The 13,766-nt window shown below is 31.3% G+C and carries 15 protein-coding genes and 1 pseudogene; 8 read left to right on the forward strand and 8 right to left on the reverse strand.

The window, feature by feature from the left end; genetic code table 11:
• Positions 1-933 (forward strand): NADP-dependent oxidoreductase, encoded by a 933-nt coding sequence (locus tag PYW31_RS13545; RefSeq protein ID WP_037551400.1) that lies wholly within the window; start codon positions 1-3, stop codon positions 931-933.
• A gap of 106 nt (positions 934-1,039) precedes the next feature.
• On the opposite strand, the gene PYW31_RS13550 is transcribed toward PYW31_RS13545, so the two are convergent.
• Positions 1,040-1,798 carry a DUF536 domain-containing protein gene (locus PYW31_RS13550; RefSeq protein ID WP_046838092.1) on the reverse strand — a complete coding sequence of 253 codons (759 nt, stop codon included), beginning with the start codon at positions 1,796-1,798 and terminating at the stop codon, positions 1,040-1,042.
• A gap of 446 nt (positions 1,799-2,244) precedes the next feature.
• On the opposite strand from PYW31_RS13550, the gene PYW31_RS13555 reads away from it, so the two are divergent.
• The 4 genes and pseudogenes from PYW31_RS13555 to PYW31_RS13570 all read left to right on the forward strand — a co-directional run bounded on the left by PYW31_RS13555 (position 2,245) and on the right by PYW31_RS13570 (position 4,700).
• A complete protein-coding gene (locus PYW31_RS13555; protein ID WP_046838091.1) occupies positions 2,245-3,168 on the forward strand; it encodes a replication initiator protein A in 924 nt (307 codons plus the stop codon).
• Positions 3,169-3,181: 13 nt separating this feature from the next.
• Positions 3,182-3,487, forward strand: a pseudogene (locus PYW31_RS13560) (protein rep); the annotation flags it as partial.
• Between the two features lie 339 nt (positions 3,488-3,826).
• Positions 3,827-4,045, forward strand: coding sequence for a VraH family peptide resistance protein (locus PYW31_RS13565; protein WP_000153199.1), 219 nt, complete (start codon positions 3,827-3,829; stop codon positions 4,043-4,045).
• Positions 4,046-4,244: 199 nt separating this feature from the next.
• Complete coding sequence (locus PYW31_RS13570) at positions 4,245-4,700, forward strand: GNAT family N-acetyltransferase (protein ID WP_046838090.1); 456 nt, start codon at positions 4,245-4,247, stop codon at positions 4,698-4,700.
• 115 nt (positions 4,701-4,815) lie between these two features.
• On the opposite strand, the gene PYW31_RS13575 is transcribed toward PYW31_RS13570, so the two are convergent.
• Genes PYW31_RS13575 through PYW31_RS13585 form a run of 3 tightly spaced genes read right to left on the reverse strand, consistent with a single transcriptional unit; the run spans position 4,816 to position 6,648 of the window.
• On the reverse strand, positions 4,816-5,307 hold the full coding sequence (locus PYW31_RS13575; RefSeq protein WP_046838089.1) for a DUF334 domain-containing protein: 492 nt from the start codon (positions 5,305-5,307) through the stop codon (positions 4,816-4,818).
• Entirely contained in the window at positions 5,297-6,286 is a 990-nt protein-coding gene (locus PYW31_RS13580) for a relaxase/mobilization nuclease domain-containing protein (protein WP_046838088.1), read from the reverse strand. The genes PYW31_RS13575 and PYW31_RS13580 overlap by 11 nt, the downstream gene beginning before the upstream one ends.
• Positions 6,268-6,648 (reverse strand): plasmid mobilization protein, encoded by a 381-nt coding sequence (locus PYW31_RS13585; RefSeq protein WP_046838087.1) that lies wholly within the window; start codon positions 6,646-6,648, stop codon positions 6,268-6,270. The genes PYW31_RS13580 and PYW31_RS13585 overlap by 19 nt, the downstream gene beginning before the upstream one ends.
• Before the next feature lie 393 nt (positions 6,649-7,041).
• Between PYW31_RS13585 and PYW31_RS13590 the strand changes: the two genes are divergently transcribed.
• The 3 genes from PYW31_RS13590 (at position 7,042) to PYW31_RS13600 (ending at position 8,027) form a co-directional block, all read left to right on the forward strand.
• Positions 7,042-7,473: a plasmid mobilization protein gene (locus PYW31_RS13590; protein WP_046838086.1), complete on the forward strand. Its 432-nt coding sequence runs from the start codon at positions 7,042-7,044 to the stop codon at positions 7,471-7,473.
• A 60-nt stretch (positions 7,474-7,533) separates the two neighbouring features.
• Positions 7,534-7,692: a hypothetical protein gene (locus PYW31_RS13595; RefSeq protein ID WP_153672652.1), complete on the forward strand. Its 159-nt coding sequence runs from the start codon at positions 7,534-7,536 to the stop codon at positions 7,690-7,692.
• A 233-nt stretch (positions 7,693-7,925) separates the two neighbouring features.
• Positions 7,926-8,027, forward strand: a complete 102-nt coding sequence (locus tag PYW31_RS13600) for a type I toxin-antitoxin system Fst family toxin (protein ID WP_108902203.1) — start codon at positions 7,926-7,928, stop codon at positions 8,025-8,027.
• Between the two features lie 758 nt (positions 8,028-8,785).
• Here the strand turns inward: PYW31_RS13600 and PYW31_RS13605 are convergent.
• The 4 genes from PYW31_RS13605 to PYW31_RS13620 all read right to left on the reverse strand — a co-directional run bounded on the left by PYW31_RS13605 (position 8,786) and on the right by PYW31_RS13620 (position 13,756).
• Entirely contained in the window at positions 8,786-9,424 is a 639-nt protein-coding gene (locus PYW31_RS13605; protein WP_074381996.1) for an NAD(P)H-dependent oxidoreductase, read from the reverse strand.
• Positions 9,425-9,462: 38 nt separating this feature from the next.
• Positions 9,463-10,923, reverse strand: a complete 1,461-nt coding sequence (gene zwf / locus PYW31_RS13610) for a glucose-6-phosphate dehydrogenase (protein WP_002449615.1) — start codon at positions 10,921-10,923, stop codon at positions 9,463-9,465.
• 63 nt (positions 10,924-10,986) lie between these two features.
• Positions 10,987-12,393 (reverse strand): NADP-dependent phosphogluconate dehydrogenase, encoded by a 1,407-nt coding sequence (gene gndA, locus PYW31_RS13615; protein WP_002449612.1) that lies wholly within the window; start codon positions 12,391-12,393, stop codon positions 10,987-10,989.
• Positions 12,394-12,424: 31 nt separating this feature from the next.
• Entirely contained in the window at positions 12,425-13,756 is a 1,332-nt protein-coding gene (locus PYW31_RS13620; RefSeq protein WP_002449611.1) for a glucose-6-phosphate isomerase, read from the reverse strand.
• Between the last annotated feature and the right edge of the window lie 10 nt (positions 13,757-13,766).

A 13,766-nucleotide genomic window follows, 5' to 3' on the forward strand; every position in this document is an offset into this window, starting at 1 on the left:
ATGAGAGCATTTGAAATAGAATCATATGGAGAAGCTGATGTATTACAAGAATTTAATTTACCACTACCTGAGATAACAGATGAAGAAGTATTAATTGAAGTTGAAAATACAGGTATTAGCCCATACGATTGGCATGTTAGACGAGGTGAACAAGAAGGGAAAATTGATTACCCTATACCGCTCATTTTAGGATGGGATATATCAGGCGTTATACGTAAAGTCGGCTCAAAAGTAACAGATTTAACAGTAGGTACACCAGTTATTGCAACACAACAACTTGATAAAAACGGTGGTTATGCAGAATTTGTGGCCATTAATCAAAACACAGTTGTTAAAAAACCTGAATCATTATCTTTTGAAGAAGGTGCGACAATTCCAATTAATGGTTTGACTGTCTATCAAGCGTTAATAAAATATGGTGAAATGCAACACGGCGATAAAGTATTAATACATAGTGGCGCAGGTGCAGTAGGTATATTTGGCATTCAATTAGCTAAAGCTAAAGGTGCCTATGTAGCAACTACTGCAAGTACACACAACCATGAATTTTTAAAATCAATTGGGGCAGATGTTACCATTGACTACAATACAGAACGTTTTGAAGATTATGTACATGATTATGACATCGTCCTTGATACACAAGCAGGAGAAACACTTGAACGTAGTTATGATGTATTGAAACCTGGAGGCAGACTAATATCTATACGCGGACAAGTTAATAAAAAGAAAGCAGAAAGTAAGGGAATTACAGCATATTTCACATGGACAGAATTAAATCGTCAAGATTTAATAGAAGTTGTTAATTTATATGGATATGGTGTTGTCAAAGCTTACTTCGAAGCTATTTTCCCACTATCTTTTGTTCGAGAAGCTCATAAATTAAGTGAAAATGGTCATTCTAGAGGGAAAATTGTAATAAATAATAAATCATAATATATGATTTATTATTTAAATTAACATAACCGATGATTATCAGAAGTCCATTACAAGTAAAAAGGAGCACCAAGTATGTAAACTTGGTGCTCCTTTTTACTTGTAATTAGTTACCAAACAAACGACTCCAGAAGCCTTTTTTAGGTTGCGTTTCTTCATTCTTTTCTTCTACATCATTATCTTTATCATTTGAATTAGATAGAATATCTTCTTTTGGTGCTCTTTCATCGCTTTGACTTTCAGATATATCCTCATGTTGAATCTCTGATTCTTTGTCTTCTTTTTGGTCTTGATTAATATTTACAAAATCAGAAGTATACGTTGCTTCTTGTGCATCAACGTTTTGTTTATAATTAGTCGATGTATCAAAGGAGTAATTAAGTTGTCTTTCTTCTTCTAATTGATTCTCTAATTTTTGAATCTTTTTATTACTTTCTAAAGCTAATATTTGTTGGTTTTCTAATAGTTTATTCAGTGTGTTAACATTACTATTTTGTTGATCTAACTGCTTTGTTAAATTCTCAATGTACTTCTCATCATTTTTAGACCTTGTTTCAAAGATTTCAATTTGCTTTTCCAATTCATTTACTTTTGTTTTTAATGTGTCAGAAGAATTTAAATTACCATCTTCTAAATTCTTAATTTTTGTAATACTTTCGTTAGGTATTTCTTTACTATTGTAAACTTTATTTTGCGGTGTATTTTCTTTTTTTGTTATTTTATTTACAATTCTTAAGCAATCATTCTCATTAATATAATTAACACCATTTTCTTTTTCAAAAATAATATCCAAACTTTTAGCATTATTAACAATCGTTTGCTTAGTTACATTCAATTCGTCAGCTAACATTTTAATAGTTTTCATAATGTCCCTCACTTTAGGTACCTAATTCACCACCTAATTTTACCACCTAATTTTATTTTTTTCATCCCTTATCGCCTATATTTACTGCCTAATAAGTACATAAACGACCTAATTTAGTACCTATAAGTAGCTAACGCCACCTAAATTTACTACCTAATTAAATATAGTTAGTTTATCATATATAAAATGTTGTTCTAACTATATTTAAAACGCTTTATATACTACTTTAAAAGTGTTAATATTATTTTATGAAATTAAAAGAGCCAATGCTATTGGCGTAGCATCGGCTCTGGTAATAAAAACGATTTGCGTTCGTTTATTTATATATTTTTTTGATACTTGTATTATATATATCTAACCATCTAAGTGCAAGCACAAAACATATAACTTACGTGAAAATTGTTTTATTACCTCAACTCTAAACAAAAAGAAATGAGGTTTTTATTATGTCTAACTTTAAAAAAATATCTGCAAGTGAATTTGAAACATTACGTTTTTATCAACTACCAAAATTTTTATTTGAAGATGAATATTTTTCTAAAATGCCTACAGAAGCCAAAGTAATGTATGCTTTATTAAAAGATCGTTTTGAACTATCACGATTAAATAACTGGGTTGATTCAGAAAATAATATTTATCTTTTATATACAAATAAACAGCTATGTGCAATTTTAAATTATGCTGAACCAAAAATTATTAAGTTAAAAAAAGAGTTGGAAAAGTACAATTTGATTATAAATGAAAGACAAGGTTTAAATAAGCCTAATAGAATTTACTTACTTGAGCCCACATATGACAAGGAACTAATAAATTTTAAGTTCCAGAACAAAGAAAACATTAGTTCTGGAACTAATGAATCATCAGTTCAAGAGCTAACAAATTCTAAGTCAAATGATACTAAGTTTAATAATACTGACTATATTGAAACTGAGAATAATGATACGAATGATTTGAATGATACAAATAACAATATTTCTACAACTAACAATCATTCGAATCATACAAATCATCAAAACATTGAATTTAATAATGATGCTTTAAAATTCCAATTACTTGAAGAATTACCAAATCAAATTAAAGATTATTTAAGTAATTTTGAAATTAGAGAAATTCGTATTATTAAAAGTGTTTTACTTAAAGGGAAAAAATCGTTTAATAACGCCCATGATACATATTATCGTTTAGAAGACGTGGAGTTCGAACTTGTCAGTGTCTTAAAACGTTTTAAAGCGATGTTGCTACAGAAAAATGAAACGGTTGAAGCTATGCAGGGTTATTTGATGCAATCGATTAAAGCTGAGCTTGAAGAAATACATGCACTTAATATGCGCCGTCAAAACATGACTAAGTACAATATCTTTAACGAATAATTCAAATGATCTTACAGCAATCAAAGAGACTTCAAAATACTCGGTTAAGTCATCTGATTTTTTAACTGATGATGACGAAAAAAATCAAGAAATCGTAAATGATTTAGAAAAAGGTTTATACCGAAAACGTATGTTGAGTTATGGTGGTTTGCTAAAACAAAAACATAAAATTTTAAATTTAGACGATGCCGAAGATGGTAATTTGATTAATACAAGTGACGAAGATAAAACAACTGACGAAGAAGAAAAAGCACATTCAATTACGGCAATTTGGAATTTTGAAAAACAAAATTATTACTTGAAAAATTTGAAACGTTAGCTTAAAAGCTAGCGTTTTTTATGCTTTTTTGCCCCTGCGGGAACTATAGCGTTCAACCAGCATGGTTGCCCAGTTTTTACGCAAAAAATAATTTTGTGCGTAAATGGGCAGTGTCTAAAAAATTCAACACTGGTTTTGCTCAAATTTTAGTTGGTGTAATTAAAATATATTTATTTGGCTCACATTTGCGTTTTAAGAGCTTATATACGTTTTTAGGTATAAAACTATATGAATTCCCCCTAAATCTTTAAAATGCCCCCTTAAAATTCAAAATAAAGGTATTTAAAATTTTAAATAGTTCTTGTGATAAAGTTTGCTAAAAAGGAGTGTTTTATTTTTATGACTATCAAACAGATTGTGAATGATTTATTAAATAAAAAATGGTCTTTAGAAGATTTGTTTTGGTTAATTTTAATGTGTGTAATATTTAGTACTTTTACTACACCATTTTTAGGTATTCCGATTGGAGTTATTGCTTACTTTTTCTTTTTTTATAAAGATGATGATTTTGATGAGATAGCAGAAAAATATGATTATCAAGACGAGAATAAGAAATAGACCACGCATTTATGCCGAGAAAATTTATTGTGCGTTGAGAAGAACCCTTAACTAAACTTGCAGACGAATGTCGGTATAGCGTGAGCTATTAAGCCGACCATTCGACAAGTTTTGGGATTGTTAAGGGTTCCGAGGCTCAACGTCAATAAAGCAATTGGAATAAAGCAACTGACATATATTTTCAAGAATTGTAGGGGGGATGGATGTGTTTGAAAAATTGGATGTTATAAATTCTGCACCATTGGATATTTTGTTATTAGCAAATCCATCTAAGGAGTTGTTGTTGAAACATCTTGAGAGTGGAGAATGCTTTGTTTATAAAAATAATTTTGAAGTTTTAGGGTGTTATATTTTGAAAGAAATTAACAAAAATAGAGTTGAGCTTCTTGATATAGCTGTTAGAGAGAATAAACAGGGGCTCGGTATAGGTAAAAAAATGCTGTCTCATCTGTTTAACTACGTTAAAGAGAGTGGATATACAGAAATTATTGTTGGGACTGGTAATTCAAGTATAGGACAAATTGCTTTTTATCAAAAAGCAGGTTTTAGAATGTTTGAAATAGATTTTAATTTTTTCGAAAGAAATTATAGTGAAAATATTTATGAAAATGGAATTTTATGTAGAGATATGATTAGGTTTTTGAAACGAGTGTGAACGAGTTTCTTCTTGTCTTGATATTATATAGAAATAACGTTCTTTTTGAAATAGGCATTCATCGATAAAATCGATGAATGCCTATTTATTTACTGACTTAATAATTTTTTAACTTTTACTTTTCAAATAGTCTTAAAAGACTTAAACAAGCCCATAAAACTAAAATAAAGAGTATATAAGGGACGATATAAGCGATATACCATAAGTAGCCCCATACTGATTGTGTATGTGTAATCGTATGATGTAAGGCACTGTACATGTTATCAATACCTAAAACGTTTCCAATCGGACCAGTCACAATGGAAACTAAGGCCATTAATAAAATAACGAAGTATAGGGCACCAATACCATGCGTCATACTTTTGATACTTGATTTAAACGTACTATTCAACTTTTGATTTTCTTTTAAACTGTTGTTCAATACTTCATGATGTTCTTGGTTGGCCATTCGAATCCCTTTAAGATCCTCATACATCCCATCTTTTTCTTGTCTAAACGCCTTTGCGACATCCTCAGTTATATGTTTGGTATCAATTTTTGCTAACATTTGATTGGAAATTTTAATCACTTTGGTTTCTGTTTTATCTAAGTAGTTTTTAAAGTTCAAGGTCGAAGCCTTTAGTTCGCTTACTAATTGTTGGTTCTGATTCGATCTGTTTTGCTCTTGCTGCTCGAGCTCGATCATCCTGTTCCCGAGCTTCGCGTTCTGCTCTTTCAGTTCGTTCACGACGTTTTCGTTCATTGAAGAGGGTTTGGGTTGATTGGTCGAAAGCTGACCAGTTAAGCGTTGTTCTAGGTTGTCTATGCGGTGATTGATCTTTTGGAGTTCGTTCAGGAGTTGTTGATTTTGATTCGTATTTTCTTCTTCTACGTTGTTTCTCGGCTTCAAAGCCATGTGAAATGCCTCCTTTGTCATAAAAATCTCCTAGTTTGCTGCCACGTACTTTTTTATCTGCTTCTATATGTCTATAAGTGATGGTTTTATCCGTCACACGTTCAACAATGATGCCTTTCGGACGTAATTGTTCTTGAAAACTTTCCATATCTGTCGCTTGTGTTTCATCAACGGCTAATCGGATATCATTTTTCCATGATGATTTCCCTTTATCTATGAGATTTTGTTCAGCTTGGGTGTAGCGCATCTCTGCTTGGTTGTTGGGGATGGATAAACCATGATGTCGGCATACCACATCATTTGCTTGTCTGACGTCTTTAAGTGCTTGTTTATTATTATTGAATTTTTTCCCTGTTTCTAAGTTGATGGCATTAATCACGATATGATTATGTACATGATCGGTATCACTATGCGTATAAATCGCCACTTGATGATCAGGCGCTATTTTTTCGGCTAGTTCTAAACCGAGTGCATTACACTGTTCAGGGGTCACTTCTCCTGGTTTGAATGACTGGATAATCACATGACCTTGGTTGCCGTCTGTTTTACCGTAAACTTCGCGAGAAGCTTTAAACGCACTTTTCGCATAATCGATGTCGCAATTTAAACCACTTTTTTCCTCAGCGCGTTTTTCTGCATAGTTAATGGCTCGTGATGTTGATTTCGTAGCACTTATTTTAGTTGTTGCCATATATGATTCAACTCCTCACGCATGATGGCGATATCTTGTTGCATTTGTTCCATATTTGCGCGTTCGCCATACGTATTTAAAGCTTTCGCGATTTGGTTTAAGTTGCTCCCCAACTTACCCATATCTTTGGCCATCGATTGGCGCGTGACTTTGTCTAATTTGGGCGCCACTAATCGAGCCCCTTGTGCTTTGTTTTTAACAAACAAAGGCACACTCATATTCAAAGTTTCAGCCGAAGCCTGTAACTTTGAATATTCGGATTCGCTCACACGAAAACTAATTTGTTTCGGTGCCTTGCGGTCGGGGATTTGGTTTTTCCCGACAGCTTCGTTACCTTCAGTCATTGTTTTACGTTCGCTCACAATTCCACCTCGCTTTCTAACGAAAGACACGTTGTTCCGTTGATTGTATTATAACATAATACAATCTTCCTCACATCGTTTCAGAGGTTTGGCAAGCAATGGGAATGCTAGCCACTTCGTGCCTAGATACCCTGCTTGTTGGTGGATAAATCCCCCAAGCCCCTTGGGATTTTTTCTGCGAAAAAATAGCAAATACTCATGAGTATTTGCTTAGTGGAACGCGCAAAAATGTGCGCGTTAAACAGTGAGTAATTACTAATTATTTAAATGAAGTTTAATATTAGTAATTACTCATTAAATATCCCCTCATATGTTAAAATAGTAACTAAGCAATCACTCAATAAAAATAGTGTTTATTTTTTGAGTATTTACTTAGTTATGGAGGGGATATCAATGCCAAATCAAAATCATAAAAAAGCTAAAACAATCAATATCAATTTAACTGAAGCCGAGTACGAAAAAGTAAAGCAACTTGCTGAAATCAGAGATTTAAATCCAACGGCATATACACGACTTACTGCATTAGGTAATCGGATTAAACCGACGGTTGTATATCCTGCCGATGAACGCATTGATGCACTTGAAAAAGAGAATCAAGATCTTAAAAAGCAACTTATGGCAGGTTATGGTCAATATGAAGTGACAAGAGAAGATTTCGATAATCTAGAAGAGCAATATTATCATTATGCAGGCTATGTGAATACATTTAAAGACTTCTTAAAGTATGTGCAAAACGATGCGGAATATATAAATTTGAAAGGCTATAAAAATGATGAAAAATTAAAAGAAGAGATTAGGGATGCTATTAAAGAATTTAACAGTTAAATAAGGTATTATTAACAATGCAATTGATTAATATAATTGACTTTAAGGAGTTTATTCAAAATGGAAAAAGAAATTAAAACAGAATATAAAATGATTAAAGTGAACAAAGAATTACATAAATTACTTAAAATTGAGTCTGTCTCAAGTGGCAAATCAATGCAAAATATAGCTGAAAAAGCTATCAAAAATTATATTCATATTTTAGAATGTATTGAATAAATATTATGAAATATATAGGTGTTGAAGATGGTGATAGTAACATGGTATTTCTGTAAACACCAAATTAACGATAGTATACTGTAATAGGTACTGGTATTAAGTATCTTAATTTCTATTTAACATATTTCAACTTATCGGAAGCTACCTATCATCGTATATTCGGAGATGATATAATATATAGGTCGCCTATCTCTCAGGCGTCAATTCAGACGCAGAGAGGAGGTGCATATCAAATGGTCGAAGCTCTTGTTCACATCACGACCACAGTCATCAGTGGTTGTATTGTTGCGTTATTTACGCATTGGCTACGTACATGTAACAATAAGAAAAAATAGGCGATATTAGCCAACGCCTAAAAATCCCCTCACTATTGCGAGTAGTGAGGGGATTGGTGCATATAATGCACGAAGCTCTTGTTAACTAAATTATAACATTGGTTAGTGGAGAAATGCAAAACTATAGAGTGTGAGGATTTAGATTAGAAATTTTTCTTTTTAAAGACAAATACTACGAGAATTAGGAAAACAATAATATAAACAATATGGTTCTGTTGCAAAGTCCAGAAAGAATAGCTAATTATCTTTGAATATATTTATTTTCTCTTAACTAGCCAACATGTGATTAATTTCGTGGCACGGCGAAAATCCATAGATTTTAAAAGACCTATGTTCTTTTTATATACTCATTTTTACTATTATTAACACTAAGGAAATAAATTCGTTCGCTTATGAAAAATTAAAAATATATCAAGACAAGAAGAAACTCGTTTCAAAAAATACAAAAAATGAAACTTTAATCAAATTGAGTGGCATAACTTATTATTAAAACAACGTTAAAGCCTCTGACTTTGTATAGAACTGTATACTATTTTAACTTTGCAACAGAACCATGCTTTCTACATTATTACATTTCTCTTAACTGAATGTATGTTACATTTTCTAAATTAATATACATAGGCACTGGATTAAGTACTTTAATAATATTTTTAACACATTCTGAGAATACTTCCCTATAATAGCCCATACAAGTGTTTTATGCTTTAATAAATCAATGACTTAGCTTTTTTATTTCTCTACTCCGTATTTCAATTTTGTTAAATATACTTTATTTTGTTTTTAAAAAATTCTATATACTCATCTCTACTATTTTGATCTTTATCAATTTCATATGCGATTAATGTATCTAAACATTGCATTCCAGTATATTCAACTATTCCATGACTAATGTGAAATAGTACTTGTTTGTGTATATCTCCTGATGAACCATGTATTTTAAAACTATCTTCTGATGAACCAGTTGTTGTACTTATAATAGCTTTTTTATTAGATAATCTGGCGTTCTTAAACTTCCCATATGCCCCTCCATAAATCCCTCCATATATTAAAACTTTATCAAACCATCCTTTTAATATTGCAGGAACACTCGACCACCATAAAGGGAATTGAAAAATAATAATATCCGCCCACAATAGTTTGCTTAATTCAGATTTAATTTCCTTACTTAATATGTTATTTTTGTAAGCATGCTCTTGTTCTATAGGATATTTAAAAAAGTTATTATTTTTTAAATATTTAAAATCAGATTTTTGAGCAACAGGGTTAAAATTCATTTTATACAAATCAGATACAACGACATTATTACCATTCTCCTTCAATACTGTTTGTGCAATATCTTTAAGTTTACTATTAAAAGATTGAGGTTCAGGGTGCGCATATACTATTAGAATATTCATTTAACTTCTCCTATATAGTGTTTTGCAATATTTACGTTTTATAGATTATTCCACCATTCAAAGTTATCTTGTTTAAGTAATTGATCACTTTCTTTAGGTCCAAAACTTCCTGGTTTATACTGTGGTATTGTTACGTTAGATTTTTTCCATTCAGTACTTATATAATCTATAAATTCCCATGAATGTTTAAGTTCTTCCCAATGTACAAAATTAGTTTGATTTCCTATTAAAGCATCACATATAAGTGATTCATAAGCATCCACTACTTGTTTTTTATCTATTAAGTTATAGATTTGTATATTATGGTTTCTATTATTTCTAGTTGATTTATTTTCATAAATATATAGTGATATTTGGGCATTAGGTTCTATATTTATTACCATTAAATTACAATCAACATCTTCATTATCATTTTCATAGATTAATTTACTATTTAATTTTTTAAATTCTATAACAACTTCTATTGCTTTTTTATTTAAACGCTTTCCTGTACGAATATAAAACGGTGTCCCTTTCCATCTATCATTATTAATGAGTAATTTCCCTGCTACAAATGTTTCTGTTGTTGAATCACTATTAACACCTTTTTCTTCATGATATGACATTATCGGAGTTTCATTAATAATACCATTAATATATTGTCCTCTAACAAAATATTTGTGTACATCAGCCCCTTTCAAAAATTTTATATTGTTTAAAAGTTCGATTTTTTTTAGTCTAATATCTTTACTATTTCTGCTTTCGGGTTTCTCCATAGCAATAAGAGTAAGTATTTGTAGTGCATGATTTTGCACCATATCTTTAAGCGCTCCTGTAGAATCATAGTATTGGCCTCTATCTTCAATGCCTAAAGTTTCCGATAGAGTTATTTGAACATTTGATATATACTTGTTGTTCCACAATGGTTCAAATATTGTATTACCAAAACGTAAAGATTCAATATTTTGCACCATCTCTTTACCTAGATAATGATCTATTCTAAATATTTCTTCTTCTTTAAAATACTGTCTTATGTGTTTATTTAAGTCTTCGGCAGATTTCAAATCTTTTCCAAATGGTTTTTCTATTATTAATCTTGAAAATCCATTTGTATCAGAAAGACCTGATTGGCTTATGCTTTGAGTTATAATTTTAAAAAATTGAGGATTCATTGCTAAGTAAAATAATCTATTGCCATCCAAACAATATTTTTTATCAATATCATTGGAAAGTTCCTTTAATTTATTCCAACTTGTTTTATCTTCAACATTTTGTTGAAAGTAAAATATGTTATCTAAAAATAAGTTCACCATTTCAAAATTTTCTTGGCTTAATAAAATTTGTTTTACTTTACTTCTATATTCTTCATCACTTATATCCTCTAAACCCGTAGAAATGATAACTAATTTCTTAAAGTGACCCTTTTTATAAAGATTAAAAATAGAAGGTAGCAATTTCCTGTAACTTAAATCTCCTGTTCCGCCAAATATTGTTATTAATGATGATAAATTTTTATCCAAAGCAGTTCCCCCCTTTTACTTGATTAGCTAGTTTCTGGTTTTCATTCCGTAACAGTAATTATATTACTCTTCATCCCATTGTGTGTGGAACACACCTTCACGGTCTTTACGTTCATAAGTATGTGCACCAAAATAGTCACGTTGTGCTTGGATAAGATTAGCTGACAAATCTTCAGAACGATAACTATCATAGTAGTTCACACTTGCAGAGAATCCTGGTGTCGGTACACCGTTTTTAACGCCTGTTGCTACGACGTCTCTTAATGCATCTTGGTAATCTGTAACAATATTTTTGAAGTATGGATCTAATAATAAGTTTTCAAGTTCTGGATTATTATCGTAAGCATCTTTAATTTTTTGTAAGAATTGTGCACGAATGATACAACCTTCACGCCAAATCATTGCCAGTTCACCTAATTTTAAGTTCCATTCGTGATCTTCGCTCGATTTTCTCATTTGCGCAAAGCCTTGAGCGTAAGAACAAATCTTACTCATATATAATGCTTTTCTGATTTTTTCTAAGAATTCTTCTTTATTACCATCAAATGAAGCTTGTGGTCCATTTAATGATTTAGACGCATTAACACGTTCTTCTTTAATGGATGAAATGAAACGAGCAAATACCGATTCAGTGATAATTGTTAATGGAATTCCTAATTCTAATGCATTAATAGAAGTCCATTTACCTGTACCTTTTTGACCAGCAGTATCTAATATTTTTTCTACTAATGGTTCATTATTTTCATCTAATTTAGTGAAAATATCACCAGTAATTTCTATTAAGTAACTTTCGAGTTCTCCAGCATTCCAATCTTTGAATGTTTGAGAAATTTCAGTATGACTCATACCTAATAAGTCTTTCATCATTGTATAACTTTCAGCGATTAATTGCATATCTGCATATTCAATACCGTTATGAACCATTTTCACATAATGACCTGCACCATTTGGGCCAATGTATGTTACGCAAGATGCACCATCTTGCGCTTTAGCTGCAATGGCATCTAAGATATCACTGACTTTATTATAAGCGGCTTCTTGACCACCAGGCATTAATGAAGGACCAGTTAAAGCGCCTACTTCACCACCTGATACGCCCATACCAATGAAATTAACGCCACTTTCAGCTAATGTTTTATTTCGACGAATTGTATCTTGATAGTTTGTATTACCACCATCAATTAAAATATCTTCATCGTCTAATAATGGAAGTAAGGCATTTATCATGTTATCCGTAGGACTACCAGCCTTAATCATCAACAAAATTTTACGGGGTTTTTCTAATGAATCTACAAATTCTTTCAAGTTATACGCAGGATATATCTTTTGATAATGAGACTTTTGAATAGTATCATTAATTTCATTATTATCTCTACTATGAATACTCACAGAATATTTCTTATCCTCGATGTTCCACGCAAGATTTTTCCCCATAACACCTAAACCTAAAATTCCAATATTACTAGACATTGTATCCTCTCATTTCTTTATAGTTTATAACCTACAATCTTGCTTCAAGATCTTTTTTCATATCTTCAAATCCTGGTTTACCAAGTAAAGCAAACATATTTTGTTTATACGCTTCTACACCAGGTTGATTGAATGGATTTACGCCTAATTGATAACCACTCATAGCACATGCAAGTTCGAAGAAGTACACGACATAGCCAAATGTTTCTTCATCTAATTGTGGAATATTAACAACGATATTAGGTACGCCACCATCTGTATGTGCTAATAATGTACCTTCAAATGCTTTTGTATTAACTTCATCAATTGTTTTACCAGCAAGATAATTTAATCCATCTAAATCGTCACTATCTTCTTCAATAGTAAGATCATGTTTTGGATGATTCACTTTTACAACTGTTTCAAATAAGAAACGACGACCTTCTTGAACGTATTGTCCTAATGAATGTAAATCAGTAGTGTAGTTAGCACTTGAAGGATAAATACCTTTAAAGTCTTTACCTTCTGATTCACCAAATAATTGTTTCCACCATTCGTTGAAATATTGCATTGACGGTTCATAGTTGATAAGCATTTCAGTTGTATAACCTTTGCTATATAGAAGGTTACGGATTGTTGCATATTGATAAGCAATATTTTCTTCTAATTTGTCAGAAGATAATTCTTTACGTGCTTTTGCTGCACCAATCATCATCGCTTCAATATTAATACCTGCAGCTGCGATTGGTAATAAACCTACAGCAGTTAACACTGAATAACGGCCACCTACATCATCAGGGACTACAAATGTTTCATAACCTTCATTTGTAGCTAATTGTTTTAATGCACCTTTTTGTTTATCTGTTGTAGCAAAGATACGTTTTTTAGCTTCTTCTTTGCCATATTTATTCTCAACTAATTGTTTGAATAAACGGAATGCAACTGCTGGTTCTGTAGTTGTACCAGATTTAGAAATGACGTTTACAGAGAAATCTTTGTCAGCTAAATAATCTACTAATTCTTTTGTATAATTTGATGATAAATGATTACCTACAAAAACAATTTCAGGATAGTCATTATTTGTTCTAAATGAAGATGTTAGCATTTCAATAGCAGCACGTGCACCAAGGTATGAGCCACCAATACCAATAACAACTAACACGTCAGAATTTACTTTAATACGTTTAGAAGCTTCTACAATTCTTGAAAACTCTTCTTTATCGTAATCAATTGGAAGGTCTACCCAACCCAAGAAATTATTTCCTGCACCAGTTCCTTCATGTATCGTTTTGTGTAATGTCTTCACGATATCTTTTTGTTGTTCTAATTCATGTTCTCCAAAAAATTCTAAAGTCTTACCATAATCTAATTGAATATGAGTCATCTAAAAAGCC

It is taken from the genome of Staphylococcus succinus, from assembly GCF_029024945.1.
In the GTDB taxonomy this organism is placed as follows: domain Bacteria; phylum Bacillota; class Bacilli; order Staphylococcales; family Staphylococcaceae; genus Staphylococcus; species Staphylococcus succinus.

Coding starts and splice junctions, on each gene's coding strand:
- PYW31_RS13565 (WP_000153199.1), top strand. CDS start 3,827: ATGACTATCAAACAGATTGTGAATGATTTATTAAATAAAAAATGGTCT.
- PYW31_RS13595 (WP_153672652.1), top strand. CDS start 7,534: ATGGAAAAAGAAATTAAAACAGAATATAAAATGATTAAAGTGAACAAA.
- PYW31_RS13605 (WP_074381996.1), bottom strand. CDS start 9,424: ATGAATATTCTAATAGTATATGCGCACCCTGAACCTCAATCTTTTAAT.
- PYW31_RS13580 (WP_046838088.1), bottom strand. CDS start 6,286: ATGGCAACAACTAAAATAAGTGCTACGAAATCAACATCACGAGCCATT.
- PYW31_RS13545 (WP_037551400.1), top strand. CDS start 1: ATGAGAGCATTTGAAATAGAATCATATGGAGAAGCTGATGTATTACAA.
- PYW31_RS13550 (WP_046838092.1), bottom strand. CDS start 1,798: ATGAAAACTATTAAAATGTTAGCTGACGAATTGAATGTAACTAAGCAA.
- PYW31_RS13600 (WP_108902203.1), top strand. CDS start 7,926: ATGGTCGAAGCTCTTGTTCACATCACGACCACAGTCATCAGTGGTTGT.
- PYW31_RS13620 (WP_002449611.1), bottom strand. CDS start 13,756: ATGACTCATATTCAATTAGATTATGGTAAGACTTTAGAATTTTTTGGA.
- PYW31_RS13570 (WP_046838090.1), top strand. CDS start 4,245: ATGGATGTGTTTGAAAAATTGGATGTTATAAATTCTGCACCATTGGAT.
- PYW31_RS13555 (WP_046838091.1), top strand. CDS start 2,245: ATGTCTAACTTTAAAAAAATATCTGCAAGTGAATTTGAAACATTACGT.
- gndA (WP_002449612.1), bottom strand. CDS start 12,393: ATGTCTAGTAATATTGGAATTTTAGGTTTAGGTGTTATGGGGAAAAAT.
- PYW31_RS13590 (WP_046838086.1), top strand. CDS start 7,042: ATGCCAAATCAAAATCATAAAAAAGCTAAAACAATCAATATCAATTTA.